Origin of the sequence: Microbispora sitophila (assembly GCF_014892245.1) — a bacterium.
Taxonomy (GTDB): Bacteria; Actinomycetota; Actinomycetes; order Streptosporangiales; family Streptosporangiaceae; genus Microbispora; species Microbispora siamensis.
The window spans coordinates 1-16,409 of sequence record NZ_JADBGC010000056.1 but is presented as its reverse complement, the minus strand read 5'-3'; the positions used below and the strand labels follow the sequence as shown (position 1 = coordinate 16,409).

Annotated in this window: 15 protein-coding genes; 3 read left to right on the top strand and 12 right to left on the bottom strand. The window is 69.0% G+C overall.

The window, feature by feature from the left end; all coding sequences use genetic code 11:
* Positions 1–205: 205 nt before the first annotated feature.
* Positions 206–475, bottom strand: coding sequence for a hypothetical protein (locus IL992_RS45100; protein ID WP_193209427.1), 270 nt, complete (start codon positions 473–475; stop codon positions 206–208).
* Between the two features lie 29 nt (positions 476–504).
* On the opposite strand from IL992_RS45100, the gene IL992_RS45095 reads away from it, so the two are divergent.
* On the top strand, positions 505–819 hold the full coding sequence (locus IL992_RS45095) for a carboxymuconolactone decarboxylase family protein (protein WP_193209426.1): 315 nt from the start codon (positions 505–507) through the stop codon (positions 817–819).
* Between the two features lie 318 nt (positions 820–1,137).
* Here the strand turns inward: IL992_RS45095 and IL992_RS45090 are convergent, their stop codons facing one another.
* The 3 genes from IL992_RS45090 to IL992_RS45080 all read right to left on the bottom strand — a co-directional run bounded on the left by IL992_RS45090 (position 1,138) and on the right by IL992_RS45080 (position 4,138).
* Complete coding sequence (locus tag IL992_RS45090; protein ID WP_319019252.1) at positions 1,138–1,509, bottom strand: cupin domain-containing protein; 372 nt, start codon at positions 1,507–1,509, stop codon at positions 1,138–1,140.
* A 433-nt stretch (positions 1,510–1,942) separates the two neighbouring features.
* Positions 1,943–2,383, bottom strand: coding sequence for a recombinase family protein (locus tag IL992_RS45085; RefSeq protein ID WP_319019251.1), 441 nt, complete (start codon positions 2,381–2,383; stop codon positions 1,943–1,945).
* Between the two features lie 156 nt (positions 2,384–2,539).
* On the bottom strand, positions 2,540–4,138 hold the full coding sequence (locus IL992_RS45080) for a glycoside hydrolase family 27 protein (RefSeq protein WP_193209424.1): 1,599 nt from the start codon (positions 4,136–4,138) through the stop codon (positions 2,540–2,542).
* Positions 4,139–4,694: 556 nt separating this feature from the next.
* Here IL992_RS45080 and IL992_RS45075 point away from each other — a divergent pair.
* The gene (locus tag IL992_RS45075) at positions 4,695–7,436 is read left to right on the top strand and encodes a beta-L-arabinofuranosidase domain-containing protein (RefSeq protein ID WP_193209423.1); all 2,742 of its coding nucleotides are present in this window, start codon (positions 4,695–4,697) and stop codon (positions 7,434–7,436) included.
* A gap of 19 nt (positions 7,437–7,455) precedes the next feature.
* Here the strand turns inward: IL992_RS45075 and IL992_RS45070 are convergent, their stop codons facing one another.
* From IL992_RS45070 to IL992_RS45035, 8 genes are all read right to left on the bottom strand, one after another.
* Positions 7,456–8,010 carry a GNAT family N-acetyltransferase gene (locus IL992_RS45070; RefSeq protein WP_319019249.1) on the bottom strand — a complete coding sequence of 185 codons (555 nt, stop codon included), beginning with the start codon at positions 8,008–8,010 and terminating at the stop codon, positions 7,456–7,458.
* Complete coding sequence (locus tag IL992_RS47385; protein ID WP_226874966.1) at positions 8,007–8,165, bottom strand: hypothetical protein; 159 nt, start codon at positions 8,163–8,165, stop codon at positions 8,007–8,009. The genes IL992_RS45070 and IL992_RS47385 overlap by 4 nt, the downstream gene beginning before the upstream one ends.
* 227 nt (positions 8,166–8,392) lie before the next feature.
* Complete coding sequence (locus IL992_RS45060; RefSeq protein WP_193209422.1) at positions 8,393–8,800, bottom strand: YciI family protein; 408 nt, start codon at positions 8,798–8,800, stop codon at positions 8,393–8,395.
* Between the two features lie 31 nt (positions 8,801–8,831).
* Positions 8,832–9,329: a pyridoxamine 5'-phosphate oxidase family protein gene (locus IL992_RS45055; RefSeq protein ID WP_079320796.1), complete on the bottom strand. Its 498-nt coding sequence runs from the start codon at positions 9,327–9,329 to the stop codon at positions 8,832–8,834.
* A gap of 254 nt (positions 9,330–9,583) precedes the next feature.
* A complete protein-coding gene (locus IL992_RS45050) occupies positions 9,584–11,011 on the bottom strand; it encodes an arabinofuranosidase catalytic domain-containing protein (protein WP_319019248.1) in 1,428 nt (475 codons plus the stop codon).
* 116 nt (positions 11,012–11,127) lie between these two features.
* Complete coding sequence (locus IL992_RS45045; protein WP_319019253.1) at positions 11,128–12,741, bottom strand: cellulose binding domain-containing protein; 1,614 nt, start codon at positions 12,739–12,741, stop codon at positions 11,128–11,130.
* Positions 12,742–12,850: 109 nt separating this feature from the next.
* Positions 12,851–13,234 carry a cellulose binding domain-containing protein gene (locus IL992_RS45040; protein WP_319019247.1) on the bottom strand — a complete coding sequence of 128 codons (384 nt, stop codon included), beginning with the start codon at positions 13,232–13,234 and terminating at the stop codon, positions 12,851–12,853.
* On the bottom strand, positions 13,191–14,012 hold the full coding sequence (locus IL992_RS45035; protein ID WP_193209419.1) for a pectate lyase: 822 nt from the start codon (positions 14,010–14,012) through the stop codon (positions 13,191–13,193). The genes IL992_RS45040 and IL992_RS45035 overlap by 44 nt, the downstream gene beginning before the upstream one ends.
* Positions 14,013–14,731: 719 nt before the next feature.
* Between IL992_RS45035 and IL992_RS45030 the strand changes: the two genes are divergently transcribed.
* Complete coding sequence (locus IL992_RS45030; RefSeq protein WP_193209418.1) at positions 14,732–16,183, top strand: arabinofuranosidase catalytic domain-containing protein; 1,452 nt, start codon at positions 14,732–14,734, stop codon at positions 16,181–16,183.
* Positions 16,184–16,409 lie beyond the last annotated feature (226 nt).

Here is a 16,409-nt window from a genome sequence, read left to right as displayed (position 1 = left end):
GAGTGAACTTCACCTCCTTCGGACCGGCCTTCACGATGGGCAACGCCTGGCAGTTCTTCATGGGCTACCGGTTCGCCATCTTCAACTACGCCACCCAATCGCTGGGCGGCGCGGTCACCGTCAGCCGGTTCGACCTCACCACCCCCTGACCAACCACCGGCGGTACGCCGGCCGGACGTCTCGTGCGTCCGGCCGGCGTCTGTGGTCAGAGTCCGATGCTGCGGTTGCCGAGGTGTTTGGCCGTGGTGGCGGGGCCGCCGCCGACGGGCCAGTAGGGCAGGGAGGTGGTCGGTGCGGAGGCCCGCTGGATCAGGTACGACGTGCCGGCCTGGGCGGGGATCGTGAAGGTGGCGCCGGTCTGGTTCGCCAGCACGGTGGCGAACCAGACGGTCACGACCGTGACGTTCTGGCCGGGCCAGGGGTTGCGGACGGTGATGTTCCCGTTCGCTCCCGCCTCGACGGCGACGGTGACCAAAGTGCCGTTGCGGATCTGGCAAGGAGCGGATGGGGATCGTGACCACGCTGATCGGGGTGATGGCCGAGTCGCCGGAACTGCTGGCCGGCTACAACACGCTGGCCGAGCAGTTCGGCGAGTCCTTGCTGCCGACGGCGGCCAAGCAGGTGGTGCTGATCACGGCCAGCGTGGCCAACGGTTGTGAGTACCGCGTGGCCGCGCACTCCACCCTGGCGCTGCGCGCCCGGGTGCCGGCCGAGGTGGTCGAGGCCTGCGAGCAGGCCAGCCGCCGCTGGGGAAGGCCCGCGCCGTCGGCCACGCCCGCTTTCACCTGGCTGACCGCCGCTATCCGCGCTCACTGCTGAGCCGCCCGCCCCCGGCGTGGCGAGCGGGCTGCGTTAAGAGTCGGCGAAGCTCATTGCCACAGGCACCCAGCCTCGGGTGGCACAAGCGAGATACCAACTGAGAATTCGGTGGAGCGATCACATCCTCACCTGCAGCGGCCGGCTGGCGCGGCCCGTCCCTTGGTTCGCCTCCGTCCTCCTCGCAGCTGCCGATGCTCAGGGCACCGCCGGGAAATCCGAGCAAGCGAGGAGGACGTGAGCACTACTGATAACCTCCCAGGCTGCGGCCGACTGCTGGTCGGCCGGGACGGAAAGAGAGATCCCGAATACTGGTGGTCATCATGGCTGCGTAACCCGTAGGTGCCGTCGTTCCGCCAGCTCCTCCGCGCTGACCACGGTCAGAACCGGGGTACCCGGCGGCGCGAACATGGTCACGACCAGCTGCGACTGCGCGTCCGGAAGGTTGTTGGCGCCCTGGTAGTGGATCACGTCGCCCCCGGGCTCGAACAGGGCGTCACCGGCCTTGAGCACCCGGGGCAGCTGCCCCTCCAGCTCGAAGAGGACCTCACCCTGGGTCACGTAGCCGAAAAGCGGCCCGGGGTGCCGGTGCGGCGGCGCACCGGGGTCACCGGGCGGCAGGGTGACCCGGATGGTCCTGGCCTCGACGCCAGCCGGGATCTGGGCCGCCGCCTCCGGCAGGGTCGCAATCACCTCAACGCCTGGGGGCAGGTGTGGGTGCTCAGCGCTCATGTATTCCTCCAAACGGGGAGTGTCTGCAGTGAGGACAAGACGGCCACCCGGTTTGTGACAGCCCTACATGGCGAACCTGTTCAGGGGCCATGCCGGAGATCGGCTCGCCCCAGCGGATGCCCCCATATCGACCTGTTCGAGGCGTACCTAGACCCTAGATAGTGAGTGCTAGCTGGGTAGGGGAGGGGTAGCCCCTGGCGCTACACGCCTGGAGACACCGCGTCGGCGCTCAGCTCGACCAGGGCGAGTACACAGCGCGCTCCTGAACCCGTTGTGCAAGGTTCGGTCTGAGGGGTCGGGGGTGGTCGAGGTGACGTTCCCTGGCCCGTGAGGAGGATCGGAACGGATTTTGGCGGTAGCGGGCTGAGTTCGGCGTCGTTCTGGTGATGGGTGCTCAGCTCGGCTGATCGGGCAGCAGGTCGGCCAGCGCGGTCCGCACCACGGCGCGGCTCACCCCGTGGGCGCGGGCGAGGGCCGCTATGGAGGTGCCCTCGTCGCGGAACGCCGTCCGCACTTCGTCGCGGCGGGCGCCGTTGAGCGCGGGCGGCCGGCCGCGATAGCGGCCCTCGGCCTCGGCCGCGGCGATCCCCTCGTCGGTCAGTTCGTTCTGCAGGTCGCGCTGGAACTGGCCGACCGAGGTGATGACGTTGATGGTCAGTGTGGTGGTGGGGTCGTTGGCGGAGAGGTTCTGGAAGTTCGACAGGGGCCAGGACAGGACGCGCAGGGCGACACCGCGGGCCTGGCACCAGTTCCGCACCTGGTGGATGTCGACGAGGTCCCGGCAGAGCCGGAACAGCTCGGAAACCGTGAGGACGTCGCCGGGGTGCGCGGACACGGCGGCCACCCCGCCGAGGACGGTGAACGCGGCGGCCAGCAGAGCGGTGAGCGGGAGCCGATGCCCGGTGAGATACGTGGGATCTCCACACGCGAGGGCGTTCGGGGACGCCCGGCGCCGGGGCGGTGGGGCGAGCCCCGGCGCCGGTAGCCGTGGTCAGACCCGGGTCCAGCGCTGGTTGGCCTGGCCGTTGCAGGTCCAGATGATGACCTTGGTGCCGTTCGCGGTGCCCGCGTTGTAGACGTCCAGGCACTTGTTCGCGCCGACGGCGGTGATGCTCCCGTCGGAGTTGAGCCGCCACTGCTGGTTGTTCTGGCCGTTGCAGTCCCAGATGATCACATTGGTGCCGTCCGCGGTGCCCCGGTTGTTCACGTCCAGGCACTTGTTGCCGTAGACCCGCAGCTCACCCGAGGCGGTCGGCGTCCACTGCTGGTTGGCCTGGCCGTTGCAGTCCCAGATCTGCGCCTGGGCGCCGTTGGTCTGGGAGGCGCCGGCGACGCCCAGGCACCGGCCCGACCCCACACCCTTGATCGCGCCCGTTCCGGTGGGAGTGGGAGTGGGCGACGGCGTGACCAGGCTCCCTCCGCTCACGACGTACATGGCGGCTCCGTGCGCGGGCACCGAGGCGCTTATCGTCCCGGACGAGGAGGAGGTCGTGTGCGCCCACAGGTCGCGTACGGAGTAGGAGGCCGCGGCGCCGAGGCCGAGGGCGGAGGCGGTGGTGGACACCGTCGCCGTGCCGCTGCCCCGGTTGAGCAGCACGACGGCGACCGAGCCGTTGGACATCGGCTTGCGCCACACCTCCAGGTTCCCGTTGTCGCTGATCTTGTGGCCCTGCCTGCCGCCCCAGTCCTGGTCGACGGCGACGACCTCGGTGTTGGTGAGGATCGTGCGGGTCTCGGCACTCATCGACCGGATGTCGTTGCCCGCGATGAGCGGCGCGTTCAGCAGCGCCCAGAGGCTGAAGTGGGCTCGAGCCTCCGTGGCCGTCAGCGAGCCGTTGCCCACCTCCAGCATGTCGGGGTCGTTCCAGCCGCCCGGCCCCGAGTACGCCTCGAGCCCGACCTGCTGGTCCAGGATGCCCATGACCGAGTTCCAGTTCGCCTGGATGTCGCCGGTGGTGCGCCAGGAGTTGCCGGTCTGCATCCCCCAGGTCCAGACGCTCTCCTGGCCCCAGTTGCACAGGCTGAACAGGATCGGACGTCCGGTCGCGGCGAGCGCGTCGCGCATCGCGGCGTACCGCTGCTGCCCGTTCTTGCCCTGGTGGTCGCCGCAGTTGTCGTACTTCAGGTAGTCGATCCCCCAGGAGGCCCACAGGGCGGCATCCCGTCGCTCGTAACCCAGGCTGGCCGGATAGCCCGCGCAGGTCGTGGTGCCCGCCGAGGAGTAGATGCCGAGCTTCAGTCCCTTGGAGTGGACGTAGTCGGCCAGCGCCTTCATGCCACTCGGGAACTTGGCCGGGTCGGGCACCAGATCTCCCGCCGCGTTGCGGCTCTTGGTCGACCAGCAGTCGTCGATGTTGACGTAGGTGTAGCCCGCCGCCGCCATGCCGCTGGAGACCATGACGTCCGCGGTCTGCCGCACGAGGTTCTCGTTGACGTTGCAGCCGAAACTGTTCCAGTCGTTCCATCCCATCTGGGGCGTACGGGCCAGCCCGTTGTCCAGCGCGGCGGCCGGCGAGGTCATGCCTCCGGCCGCGACCAGGGACCCGGCGGCCAGCACCGCCGCCAGCGTCCATCGAACGATCCTCTGCATCTGACTCCTTACCCGTGGCCGGCCCGCCGCCGTCGGAGGCGGGTCAGGATCTGTTATCGATAACATTTCGTGCGGAGGCGGGCCTCCCGTCGGGTGGTCGGTGGTGTGCGGCGGAGCAAATACGACCCCGCCGATCCCGTCAAGAGGCCTCGGCGGCTGTGCTTCGCGGGACGCCGCGCCGCCTGTGCTTACGGGGGGCGGTCGCCGCGCCGGGGAACGGGCTACGGTGAAAATTTCAGCCGAGGCCGCCACCGGCGGCATTCTCGGAACGTTGCCACAACGGCGTTTCTCGTCGTCCCAGGCAGCAGAGTGTGGCCGATGAGCGATCAGGCGAAAGTTTCCGGCTCAGTCTTGACACTTTTCGTGACGGTTTCCACACTGAGCCCGGGTGGTCTCCTGTCGGAGCGGCGGTGGGCGGCGCGGATTTGCCGCCCACCGCACTCTCCCGGGACGGGGCCGCGCCGTCGATTCTGCGGGTGTCCCGCATCCTCGTTCGACGTCATCCGACGCCGGACGGCGAGCAGGGGAAATTGTTAGCGCTAACAAAGGAGGCCACGTGTCGCCCTCATCCATCAGCCGACGCCGGCTGCTCCAGGCCGCCGGCGTCGCGGTCGCCGCTTCCGCGGTCAACCAGGTCGTGGGCGCGCGGGGGGCCGCGGCGGCGGTCGCTCCGGCCCGGGCCGACATCGGGGTGTCGGCCTACCCGTTCGAGCTCGGGCAGGTGCGGCTGACGGGGGGCCGCTGGCTGGACAACCAGAACCGGACGCTGTCGTATCTGCGGTTCGTCGACGTCGAGCGGTTGCTGTACAACTTCCGGGCCAACCACCGTCTGTCCACCAACGGTGCCGCCGCCAACGGCGGGTGGGACGCGCCCGACTTCCCGTTCCGCACCCACGTGCAGGGGCATTTCCTCAGCGCGTGGGCGCAGGCGTACGCCGTGCTCGGGGATACGACGTGCCGGGACAAGGCGAACCGCATGGTGGCCGAGCTGGCCAGGTGCCAGGCCAACAACGGCGCCGCCGGGTTCAACGCCGGCTACCTGTCCGGCTTCCCCGAGTCGGACTTCACCGCCCTTGAAGCCCGCACGCTGAGCAACGGCAACGTGCCGTACTACTGCATCCACAAGACCATGGCCGGCCTGCTCGACGTGTGGCGCCTCATCGGCAGCACCCAGGCCCGCGACGTGCTGCTCGCGCTGGCCGGCTGGGTGGACTGGCGGACCGGCAGGCTGAGCGGCAGCCAGATGCAGGCCATGCTGGGCACCGAGTTCGGCGGCATGAACGCCGTGCTGACCGACCTGTACCAGCAGACCGGCGACGCCCGCTGGCTGACCGCGGCGCAGCGGTTCGACCACGCGGCCGTGTTCAACCCTCTGGCCTCGAACCAGGACCAGCTCAACGGTCTGCACGCCAACACCCAGGTGCCCAAGTGGATCGGCGCGGCCCGCGAGTACAAGGCGACCGGCACCACCCGCTACCGGGACATCGCCGCCAACGCCTGGAACATCACCGTCGGCGCGCACACCTACGCGATCGGCGGCAACAGCCAGGCCGAGCACTTCCGGGCCCCCAACGCGATCGCCGGGTATCTCACCAACGACACCTGTGAGCACTGCAACAGCTACAACATGCTCAAGCTGACCCGCGAGCTGTGGCTGCTCGACCCGAACCGGGCGGCGTACTTCGACTTCTACGAGCAGGCGCTGGTCAACCACGTCATCGGCGCGCAGAACCCGGCCGACGGCCACGGGCACGTCACCTACTTCACGCCGCTCAAACCGGGTGGCCGCCGTGGCGTGGGCCCAGCGTGGGGCGGCGGCACCTACAGCACCGACTACAACTCCTTCTGGTGCTGCCAGGGTACGGGGGTGGAGGTCAACACGGCGCTGATGGACTCCGTGTACTTCTACAACGGCACCACCCTGATCGTGAATCTGTTCACGCCGTCGGTGCTGGACTGGACCCAGCGGGGGATCACGGTCACCCAGACGACGTCCTATCCGGCGAGCGACACGGTCACGCTGCAGGTCACCGGCAACGCCGGTGGGTCGTGGTCGATGCGCGTGCGCATCCCCGGCTGGGCCGCCGGGGCGACGATCAGCGTCAACGGCGAGCAGCAGAACGTGGACACCACCCCCGGCACGTACGCGACCCTCACCCGCTCGTGGACCTCCGGCGACACCGTCACGGTCCGACTGCCCATGCGCGTGGTCATGAAGGCCGCCAACGACAACCCGAACGTCGCGGCGGTCACGTACGGCCCGGTGGTCCTGTCCGGGAACTACGGGAACACCGCCCTGTCGGCGCTGCCCGCCCTGAACACCGGGTCGATCACCCGGACCAGCACCACGGCGCTGGCGTTCACGGCCACCGCCAATGGGTCGTCGGTCGACCTCGGCCCGTTCTACGACGCCCACGGGTACAACTACACCGTCTACTGGAACACCGGCGGCGGTGGCGGAGGCGGGACCGCGAGCTACCGGCTGGTGAACGCGGCCAGCGGCCTCGTGCTCGGCGTCCAGAACATGTCCACGGCCGACGGCGGTCTCGCACTGCAGTGGAGCGACAGCGGCACCGCCGACCACGACTGGGAGTTGATCGTGGACGGCACCGCCGTACGGCTCCGCAACGTCAACAGCGGCAAGGTGCTCGGGGTGGAGAACATGTCCACCGCCGACAACGCCCGCGTCCTGCAGTGGACCGACAACGGCACCGCCGACCACCGCTGGACGATCACCGACGCCGGCGACGGCTCCCACAAGATCCGCAACGTCAACAGCGGGAAGCTGCTCGCCATCCTGAACGGCTCGACCGCGAGCGGGGCCCAGGCCGTCCAGGACCCCGACAACGGCAGCCAGGACAACCAGTGGCGATTCGTGCCGAATGGGGCGCGGCGCATCCAGAACCTGGCCAGCGGGCTGGTGCTGGGCGTGCAGAACATGTCCACCTCGGACGGCGGCCTGGTGATCCAATGGGGCGACACCGGCACCGCCGACCACCTGTGGACCGCCGTCGTGGACTCCGGCGGCTACCTGCGCCTGCGTAACTCCAACAGCGGCAAGGTGCTCGGCGTGGAGAACGCGAGCACGGCCGCCGGCGCGCGGGTGCTCCAGTGGGCCGACAACGGCACTGCCGACCACCGGTGGCGGCTGCGGTACGGATCCAACGGATACTTCCGCATCCAGTGCGCCAACGGCGGCCGGGTCCTCGGTGTCAGCGGCGGCTCCACCGCCCAGGGCGCGCAGGTCGTGCTCGCCGACGACAACGGAGCGAACGACCACCTGTGGCGGTTCCTCTAGCCCGGAGGTGAGCGGGCGGTCAGGGCCGCCAGCGGTAGTGGGCGTCGGGCAGGTTCTCCTCGTTGCCGCTGCCGTCGCCCTCCGCGACGAGGGCGAAGCCGTGCCGCTCGTAGAAACGCCGGGCACCCGTGTTCCGCTGGAACACGTACAGGTCGAGTCCGCGGGGGCGCGCCTTCTTGGCATGGCCGAGCAGCGCGCTCCCGACACCGCCGTTCTGCGCCGCGGGCGCGAGATACAGGTGGTCCAGCCGATCGCCGTGCAGGGCGGCGAATCCCACGACCTCGCCGCGCACCTCGGCGACCCACACCTGCGACGAGGGGAGCATGACACCGGCGATCCACGCCCGGGTCTCCTCGTCGGAGTGCAGGTGAGGAAGGTAGGTCATCTCGGCCCGGGCGGCGAGGAAGACCTCGGCGATGCCTTCGGCGTCACCGGACCCGGCGCCGCGGATCAGCGGCACAGTGGCGATCAGCGGCACAGTGGCGATCAGCGGCACAGTGGTGATCAGCGGCACAGTGCCGTGAGCGGGCTCTCCCGCATGATCCGGCCGGTCGGCGGAGGCGCGGTCGCTCACGAGCCGGTCTCCAGGGCGTCGCGGACCGTCATCAGGGCGAAGCCGAGCAGGTTGAGGCCCTGCCAGGTCGAGGGGGAGGCGGCACGCTCGTCGCCGGCGTGCTCAGCGACGATCGCCTCGTCCACGCTTCGAGGCGGCGAAATCTGCTCGGACACGCCCACACCGTGCCACAGCCGGCCTCGTTGCGGCCATCGAGTTACGGCGGCCGGCGCGACGCCTCGGCACGGACGCCGCGCCCGGCAGGTCGTCCGGCCACACGCGCACGGCCTCGACCAGGGCGTCCTGCACGGCGTCCTCGGCCGACGCGAAGTCGGCTCCGCGCCGGACGAGGACGCCGATCACCGTGGGGTGAGGGTCCGCAGCAGGGACTCGTCCACGCGCGTCAGTCCGTGATGGTGGGAAGCTCGGTCAGGAACGGGCGCACCTCGAGCCACTCGTGGATCGGCTTGCCGCCGGCCCCGGGAGCGGCCGACAGCTCCCCGGCCAGCTGGACCGCGCGATCCCAGGACTCCACGTCGATGATCATCCAGCCGGCGATGAGGTCCTTGGTCTCGGCGAACGGGCCATCGGTCACCGGTGGGCGTCCCTCGCCGTCGTACCGCACGAACGTGCCGTCGGGTGACAGCGCCTGGCCGTCGACGAACTCACCCGTCTCCTCCAGGCGGGCCGCGAAGTCGCGCATGAACTGCACGTGCGCGTCGACTTCCTCCGGCGTCCACTGGTCCATGGGCACGTCGTTGACCGGTGCGGGAGCGCCCCGATAGTGCTTGAGCAGCAGGTATTTGGCCATCGTGTTCTCCTCGGTGTGGTCTGGACCGTGTTCAGGCGCGCTCACGCTCGGCCCGCTGCCGGACCAGCTCCTCGACCGCGCTCGGCAGGGTCGTCTCGAAGTCGATCAGCTTCGCCCACGTCGGGGTCACCACGATCCGGACCATGCCGTCGTAGAGCGAGCGGACCTCGGCCTCCCACTCGACCCGCTGCTCGGGCGTCATCTCGTACGAGCCGTTGATCTGGAGGTACTCGTCCGGGATGCCCTCGACGACGTCCAGCTCGGCCCGACCGCGGATCAGCAGGATCTTGGGCGGGTGCACCTCGGTGTCGATCGTCAGGGCGACCATCGGGTTCTCGCGCAGAGCCGGGAGCTTCGGGGCATTCTTCGTGGTGCACATGACGATCTCCGAACCGTTCCAGGTGAACGCGATCGGGACGTTTCGGGGCGTGCCGTCTTTGGCCACGTACGCCAGCCGGGTCACGTCGCGTGCCAACAGCTCTCGGCTGATCGGCCGGTCCAGAATCTCGGTGATCTCGTTCGCTCGCATAGCCGTCCCTCCAGGGTCGTTGTGGTGATCCGACCCAGGGACGGAGCCGTCGGAGGATTCTCGACATCCGCCGGCTCCCGAGTTCCAAGATTTTTTCCGGCTGCCACCGCCATGGCAGCCGTCGACACCGCCGGCCCGGCTGCCGGAGATCCTCGCGCCGGCGGCGGCGTCGTGACGTAGACCGCGCATCCGGCGGCGGGCCGTCCCCGGGGCTCTGCCCGGGGACGGCCCGATCCGTCGTGGTTATCGCCGGTCTACTTGTATCCGGCGGCGACGATGTTCGCCTGCACCTCGTTCTCGGTGGCCGCGGTCGGGTAGCCGGAGGTCATCACGCCTTCGTAGAAGGTGCCGGCGGAGCCGTGGCTGTTGTCGCCGCCGATGCCGAGGATGATGGCCCCCTCCTTCTTCATCGGGTTGTAGCCCGAGGCGTTGGGCCGCTTGCCGTCGTAGAAGGTCGACAGGCCGCCCGACTGGGCGTTGCCGGCCCGGATGGCCCAGTGGTTGGGCTCACCCTTGATGATGGCGGTCAGGTATCGGTAGTTCACGCTCGGGTCGTTGGCGTTGTAACCGGGGTTCACGCCGGAGAACAGGCCGTTCTCCAGGTCGGCCATGACCCAGGGGCCGTTGCCCGTGCCGTAGCCCCAGACCTTGATGTTGCCGAAGTAGATGGCCTCCATCGTGCCGTTGCCGTTGTCGCGGCTGTTGGTCTCGGCGTTGCCGTAGTCGAAGCAGCAGCCGCCGTTGTAGTGCGTGCCGTCGAAGACCGCGTACATCCCCTCCGGCTGGTCGCCCTTGGCGACGCCGTTGGTGGCGTTGTTGCGGTAGCCGACTCCGGGATCGACGTAGACGCCATAGGCCTTGTGGCCGTACACCGTGGTCGGTGCCTTGGTCGCGGTCGCCAGGTTGTCGTAGCCGCCCGGAGCCGGGCCGGAGAACCCGCCGGGAGGCGCCTGGGTGAGACGGTTGTTCCGGCCCGACTGGTCGTAAATGATCGTGATGAGGCAGGTGGTGTTCGCGCAGAAGGAGTCCTGCGCGGCGGCGTTGGCGGCCCCGCCCGGGCTCAGCACGCCGATGTCGCGGGTGGTGTTGTCGGAGGAGCGGCGCACCTGGTACAGCGGCCCGTTGTAGTTCGCGTACAGGGCACGGGTGGTGCTGTGCGCGGCCACACACGGCGTGCCGCCCGCGGCGTAGATGTCACACGGCTGCCTGGACGACGGCGGCGAGGGCGACGTGGAGGGCGAGACGGTGGGGGAGGCACTGGGCGAGACACTGGGGGAGGTGCTGGGCGACGAGGTGACGCCGCCGGTGCAGGTCACGCCGTTGAGGGCGAAGCTCGTCGGCACCGGGTTGGAGCCGTTGAACGCTCCGTTGAACCCGAAGCTCGTGCTGCCGCCGCTGGGGATGCTGCCGTTGTAGTCCACGTTGGTCACGGTGACCTGGGAGCCCGACTGGGTGTAGGTGCCGTTCCACAGTTGGGTGATGGTCTGCCCTGCGGGGAACGACCACGTCAGCTTCCAGCCGCTGATCGGGTCCCCGAGGTTGTTGACGTTCACATTGGCGCCGAAGCCGCCCGGCCACTGGTTGGTGACCGTGTAGCTGACCTGGCAGCCGACGGTGGCCGCCGACGCGACGTGCGTACCGGCCACACCGGCGCCGGCCGTCAACAGCGCGGCGACGGCCACGGCCGACAGCCTCAACCGCCGGCGAGAAGAGCTGACATGTCGCACAGTGTCTTTCCCATCTCTGAGATGTCGATGGTTCGCCGTGAGCCCCCGACTTCCTGCTCTGCTCCGTTCGGCTAGGGACTCGTGCAGGTCACGTTGGTGGGGGCGATCGAGCCGTCGCCCTCGGCGGTGAATCCGAACGTCGTCGACCCGTTTCCGGCGACGGTGCCGTTGTAGGGGGCGTTCTTGACGGAGATCGCGCCGCTGGTGCCGGTGTTGACGCCGTTCCAGAGGCTCGTGACGGTCTGTCCGCCGGCCAGGGTCATCCTCACGGTCCAGCCGTTGAGCGTGGACGACCCGGTGTTGCCGACGGTCACCTCGCTCTGGAAGCCGCTGCCCCAGTTGTTGACCAGCCGGTAAGTCGCCGTACACCCGCCCGGTCCCGTGCTCGGTGACACCGTGGGGGACGCGGTGGGGGACACCGTGGGGGAGGCGGTGGGGGATGGCGACGGCGTGGGAGTCGGCGACGGGGTCGCGCCGCCGCTGACCCGGTAGACGACGGTGCCGTGTGACGGCACGCTGGCCGAGATGGTGCCGGTGCTGCCGCTGACGGCGTTCGTCCACGCGTCGCGCAGGGTGAACGAACCGCCGGACAGCCCGATCGCGGACGCGGTGGTGCTGATCGTGGTGGTGCTGCCGCCCTGGTTGAACAGGGCGACCGCGACATCGCCGTTGCCGAGCTTCTTGGCCAGCACGCGGCGGGTCCCGTCATTGCTGATCTGGCGGGCCTGCAGGCCGAGCGGGTCCTGGTCGATGGCGATCAGGTTCTGGTTCTTCAGGATGGTCTGTGTCGCCGAGTCCATGCTGCGCAGGTCGTTTCCGGCGATCAGGGGTGACGCCATCATCACCCAGAGGGCGAAGTGACTGCGCATCTCGGTGTCGGTCATACCGCCCCGGCCGACCTCCATCATGTCCGGGTCGTTGAACGCTCCCGGTTTCGCGTACGACGCGAGTGGGACGGTGACGTTGACGATGTTCTGGATGCCCATCGGATAGCCGTTGGTCTGACCGGTGTCCCACTTGTTGGTGATGTCCTCGGTCGTCCGCCACATGTTGGCGACGTCGCCCCAGTCGCGCTGCGGCCCCGTCTTCGCGTGGATGCTGTTGGGGTTGATGCTGTAGACGATCGGCCGCCCGGTCGCCGCCAGCGCGTCACGCATCTTCGCGAACGTGCGTACCTGGTCGTCGATGGTGCCGTTGGGTGAGCACCAGTCGTACTTCAGGTAGTCCACGCCCCAGGCGGCGAACTGACGGGCGTCCTGGACCTCGTGCCCCTGGCTCCCCGTCGCGCCCGGGTAGCCGCCGAAGTACTGCGCGCAGGTCTTGTCCACCGGCACCTGGTAGATGCCGAACTTCAGCCCTCTCGCGTGCAGGTAGTCGCCGAGCGCCTTCATCCCGCTGGGGAATCGGGAGGGATTGCCCTGCAGGTTGCCCGCGGAGTCGCGGGTGGGGTTGAACCAGCAGTCGTCGACCACGACGTACTTGTAGCCAAGGTCGCGCAGGCCCGAGTTGACGATGGCGTCGGCCATCTGCTTGATCAGCGTCTCGTTGATGTCGCAGCCGAACGTGTTCCAGCTGTTCCAGCCCATGGGGGGCGTGCGGGCCACGCCGTTCTCCAGGGCGCCGGCCGGGTCCTGCAGGGCGATCGAGACGCCCGCGAGAATGCCGGCGGTGAGTAGAGCTCCCACCTTCCGCAAGGATCCTCCTTGGAGTGAGCTACGGATGTTTGGAATGCGGACCAGCCGATCCGGCGCGGCGGTCAGTCGCTCCGGCCGCCGCGCCGGACAGGCACAGAGATCAGGGGCTTGTGCAGGTGGCCGTGGGGGTGGCGGCGCTGCCGTTGGCGGTGAATCCGAAGGTGGTGGACGAGCCGGCCGCGATCGAGCCGTTATAGGAGGCGTTGCTGACCGTCACGCTGGAGCCGGACCCGCTCTGCGTGCCGCTCCACAGGCTGCTGATGCTCTGCCCGCCCGGCCAGGTCCACTTCACGGTCCAGCCGTTGACCGCCGAACTGCCCGCCCGTACGGTCACCGTCGACTGGAAGCCGCCCGGCCAGCTGTTGGTCGTCTCGATGGTCGCCGAGCACGGCCCGTCCTGCCGAAGGGCTCCCTCGTGGGGTGAGCGCCGGGTGCCGGGTCTACCGGTAGGTGATGGCGGACGACGAGTAGACGCAGTTGACACCGTCGGCACCGCTGCCGATCGTCGTCGGCTCGCCGCTGGTCACGCCCTTGTACTTCGCACAGATGACGACCTTCCTGCTCGGGTCGTTCACGATCGTGATCTGGGAGAAGCGGGCGGTGTCGCCGTAGTTGGTGTTGATGCCGGCCAGGGCTTTGCCAGGCGTGGTCGCCGTGACGTTCTGGATGACGACGTCGCGCTTGTACTGAGTCGAGCAGTTGCCGCAGGAGCGGTAGAGCTTGCCGAAGTTCTCCACCTGGAAGTTCTTGATGTACATGGTGCCGGGGCCGTTGTGCTGGAAGACCTTGTCGCTGGCCGCCTTGGCGCCGCCGCCGTCGATGGTCATCGTCTGCGACGACGAGGTGCCCTTGAACGTGGCCGCGTCCTCGCCGACGTCCTCCCACCACACGTTCTGCAGGGTGCAGGTGCCCATGCAGTGGACGCCGTCGGCCGCGGGCGCGCCGATGATGACGTTCTTCAGCACCGCGCCGTTGGCCAGTTTGAAGATGGGGGGCTGACTCTCGCTCTGGCTGCCGCTGCCGAGGGCGCCGGTGCCGTAGTAGCGCTTCATGCCGCCGTCGAGCGTGCCCGAGACGTTGATCGTGGCGCCGACCGCCTGCTGACCGGTGGGGGACGGCCAGGCGGCCAGGCGCAGTGCGACCGCCGGTGCCGCGCCCGGGACCGTGCCCGCGGACGCGCCGCCGGCCGAACCGGCCGCGAGAACCATCCCGGCCGCCGAGGCGGCGAACAACGCGGTGCGGAATCGTGCGGACGTGTTCATTCACACTCCAGGGGGAGACGGCGACTAGGCCGCCGCACGCGGTGATGCCGGCTGCGGGGAACTCAGGCCGGCCGGCGCTCCATCGACGTTCACGAGAGTGAGCGGAGCCGGAGCCGGAGGATTCGCGGCCCAATCCGTCTGCGGACGCGACACTCGCGGCGTCGCAACCGGGAACCCCTGCCGCTCACCACCGACCCCGGCAGGAGGCCGCTTCGGACTCAGTGTGGAAACCTCGACGAAACCTGTCAAGGGATCTCGAAATTGTTTCGTTGAGGCGCAGGGAACCTTATCCCCGCCGACCTGGGCGAGTGAGCGGTATGATCAGTGAAAATTTCCGTAGCTCCACCATGGAACACCTTCCCGGCCCGGTAGTCGGCCGGTAGCGCCCAGGACGTTCCGACGGCATCGCTGTGAAACTTTCACCACCGGAACCTCGCGACGGACCGGACCCCGCCCTGGTGGCAGCAGGTGGGACAGGCCCTCGGCGGACCGAGGGCCGGCGCGGACAAGACCCGGACCTTGACGAGGCTCCCTCGCGTCGTATTTGCTCCGCCGCACCACCACCACACATGCTCCGACAGAGAAGGGCCGGTCCCGCGGATGAATTGTTAGCGCTAACAGCAGGGATCCGCCATCTCTGCAGGCTCGCCGGAACTCCGAGCCGTCTGTGCTGTCCACCGACCGCTGTGAAGACGTGAAACGAAACCCCGGGAGTACGGATGAAGGTCCCTCGCCTGCGGCTCTGGCTTGCCACCGGGCTCGTCGCCGTGGCCGGCGCGGTCGGTGCGCTGACCGCGCCCGCCGCGCACGCGGCCACAGGCTGCCGCGTGGACTACTCGGTGACGAACCAGTGGCCGGGTGGCTTCGGCGCGAACGTGAGCATCACCAACCTCGGTGACCCGATCAACGGGTGGCGGTTGAGCTGGTCGTTCACCGCGGGGCAGACGGTCACGCAGCTGTGGAACGGCTCGATGACGCAGTCGGGCGCCCAGGTCACGGTCGCCGACGCCGGCTACAACGGGACACTGGCCACCGGCGCGAGCACGTCCTTCGGCTTCAACGGCACCTGGAACGGCACCAACCCGGCGCCGACAGGCTTCACGCTCAACGGCACGGCCTGCACAGGTGGCGTCACCGGCCCGTCCGCGAGCCCTTCATCGAGCCCGTCCGCGAGCCCCTCCCCGAGTCCTTCAGCCAGCCCGTCATCCACACCCGTGGCGAGCAAGCCGTGTGACATCTACGCCGTGGGCGGCACGCCCTGTGTGGCCGCGCACAGCACGACGCGGGCGCTCTACCACTCCTACAGCGGCAACCTGTACCAGGTCAGGCGTTCCTCCGACAACGCGACCCGGGACATCGGCGTCCTGGCCGCGGGCGGCACCGCCAACGCGGCGGCGCAGGACTCCTTCTGTGCCGGCACCACCTGCGTCATCACGGTGATCTACGACCAGTCCGGGCACGGCAACAACATGCTCTACCAGGGACCCGGCGGGGCAGGCGGCAAGGACACCCCCGCGACCGCGACGTCCGAGTCGCTGACGGTCGGCGGCAGCAAGGCGTACTCGCTCTACATCAAGCCCGGCAACAGCTACTGGCGAGACGGTCACCTGACCGGGGTGCCGACGGGTAGCGCGCCCGAGGGCATGTACACGGTGACCAGTGGCACCCACGTCAACAGCGGCTGCTGCTTCGACTACGGCAACAGCGAGACGACCAGGAAGGCCGACGGGGCCGGCGCGATGGACGCCATCTACTTCGGCACGAGTTGCTGGTTCGGCGGCTGCTCCGGCTCCGGCCCATGGGTGCAGGCCGACCTCGAATGGGGGCTCTACCCCGGCGGCAGCTCGTCCTGGAACCCGAACCAGCGGGCGTTCACCAGCAAGTTCGTCACCGCGATGCTGAAGAACAACGGCACGTCGCGCTTCGCCATCAAGGGCGGCAACGCGCAGACCGGCGGAATGACCACGCTGTGGGACGGCGCGCTTCCCCCCGGCTACAGCCCGATGAAAAAGCAGGGCGCGATCATCCTGGGTAGCGGTGGCGACTGCTGCGCCACCAACACCAACCTGAGCCAGGGCACCTTCTACGAGGGAGCCATCGTCTCGGGTTACCCGTCCGACGCGACAGAGAACGCGGTGCAGGCCAACGTCACCTCCGCCGGCTACCGCTGATCCGAGAATCGGGCGGTGCGTGGGCACGCGCCGGCGGACCCCGGCCGATCACGGCTTGGCCGGGGTCCGCGGCCGCCCGTGCATCGGGTGTTCAGGTCTCGAGTGGTGTGCCGCGGCCGCTGAGGATGATCAGCTTCTCGATGCGTCTGCGGCGCCGGCGGCTGGTTACGCGGATGGTGAGGAAGGCCAGGATGAGGAGGGCGAGGAGGGCCAGTTGTGGCCATGG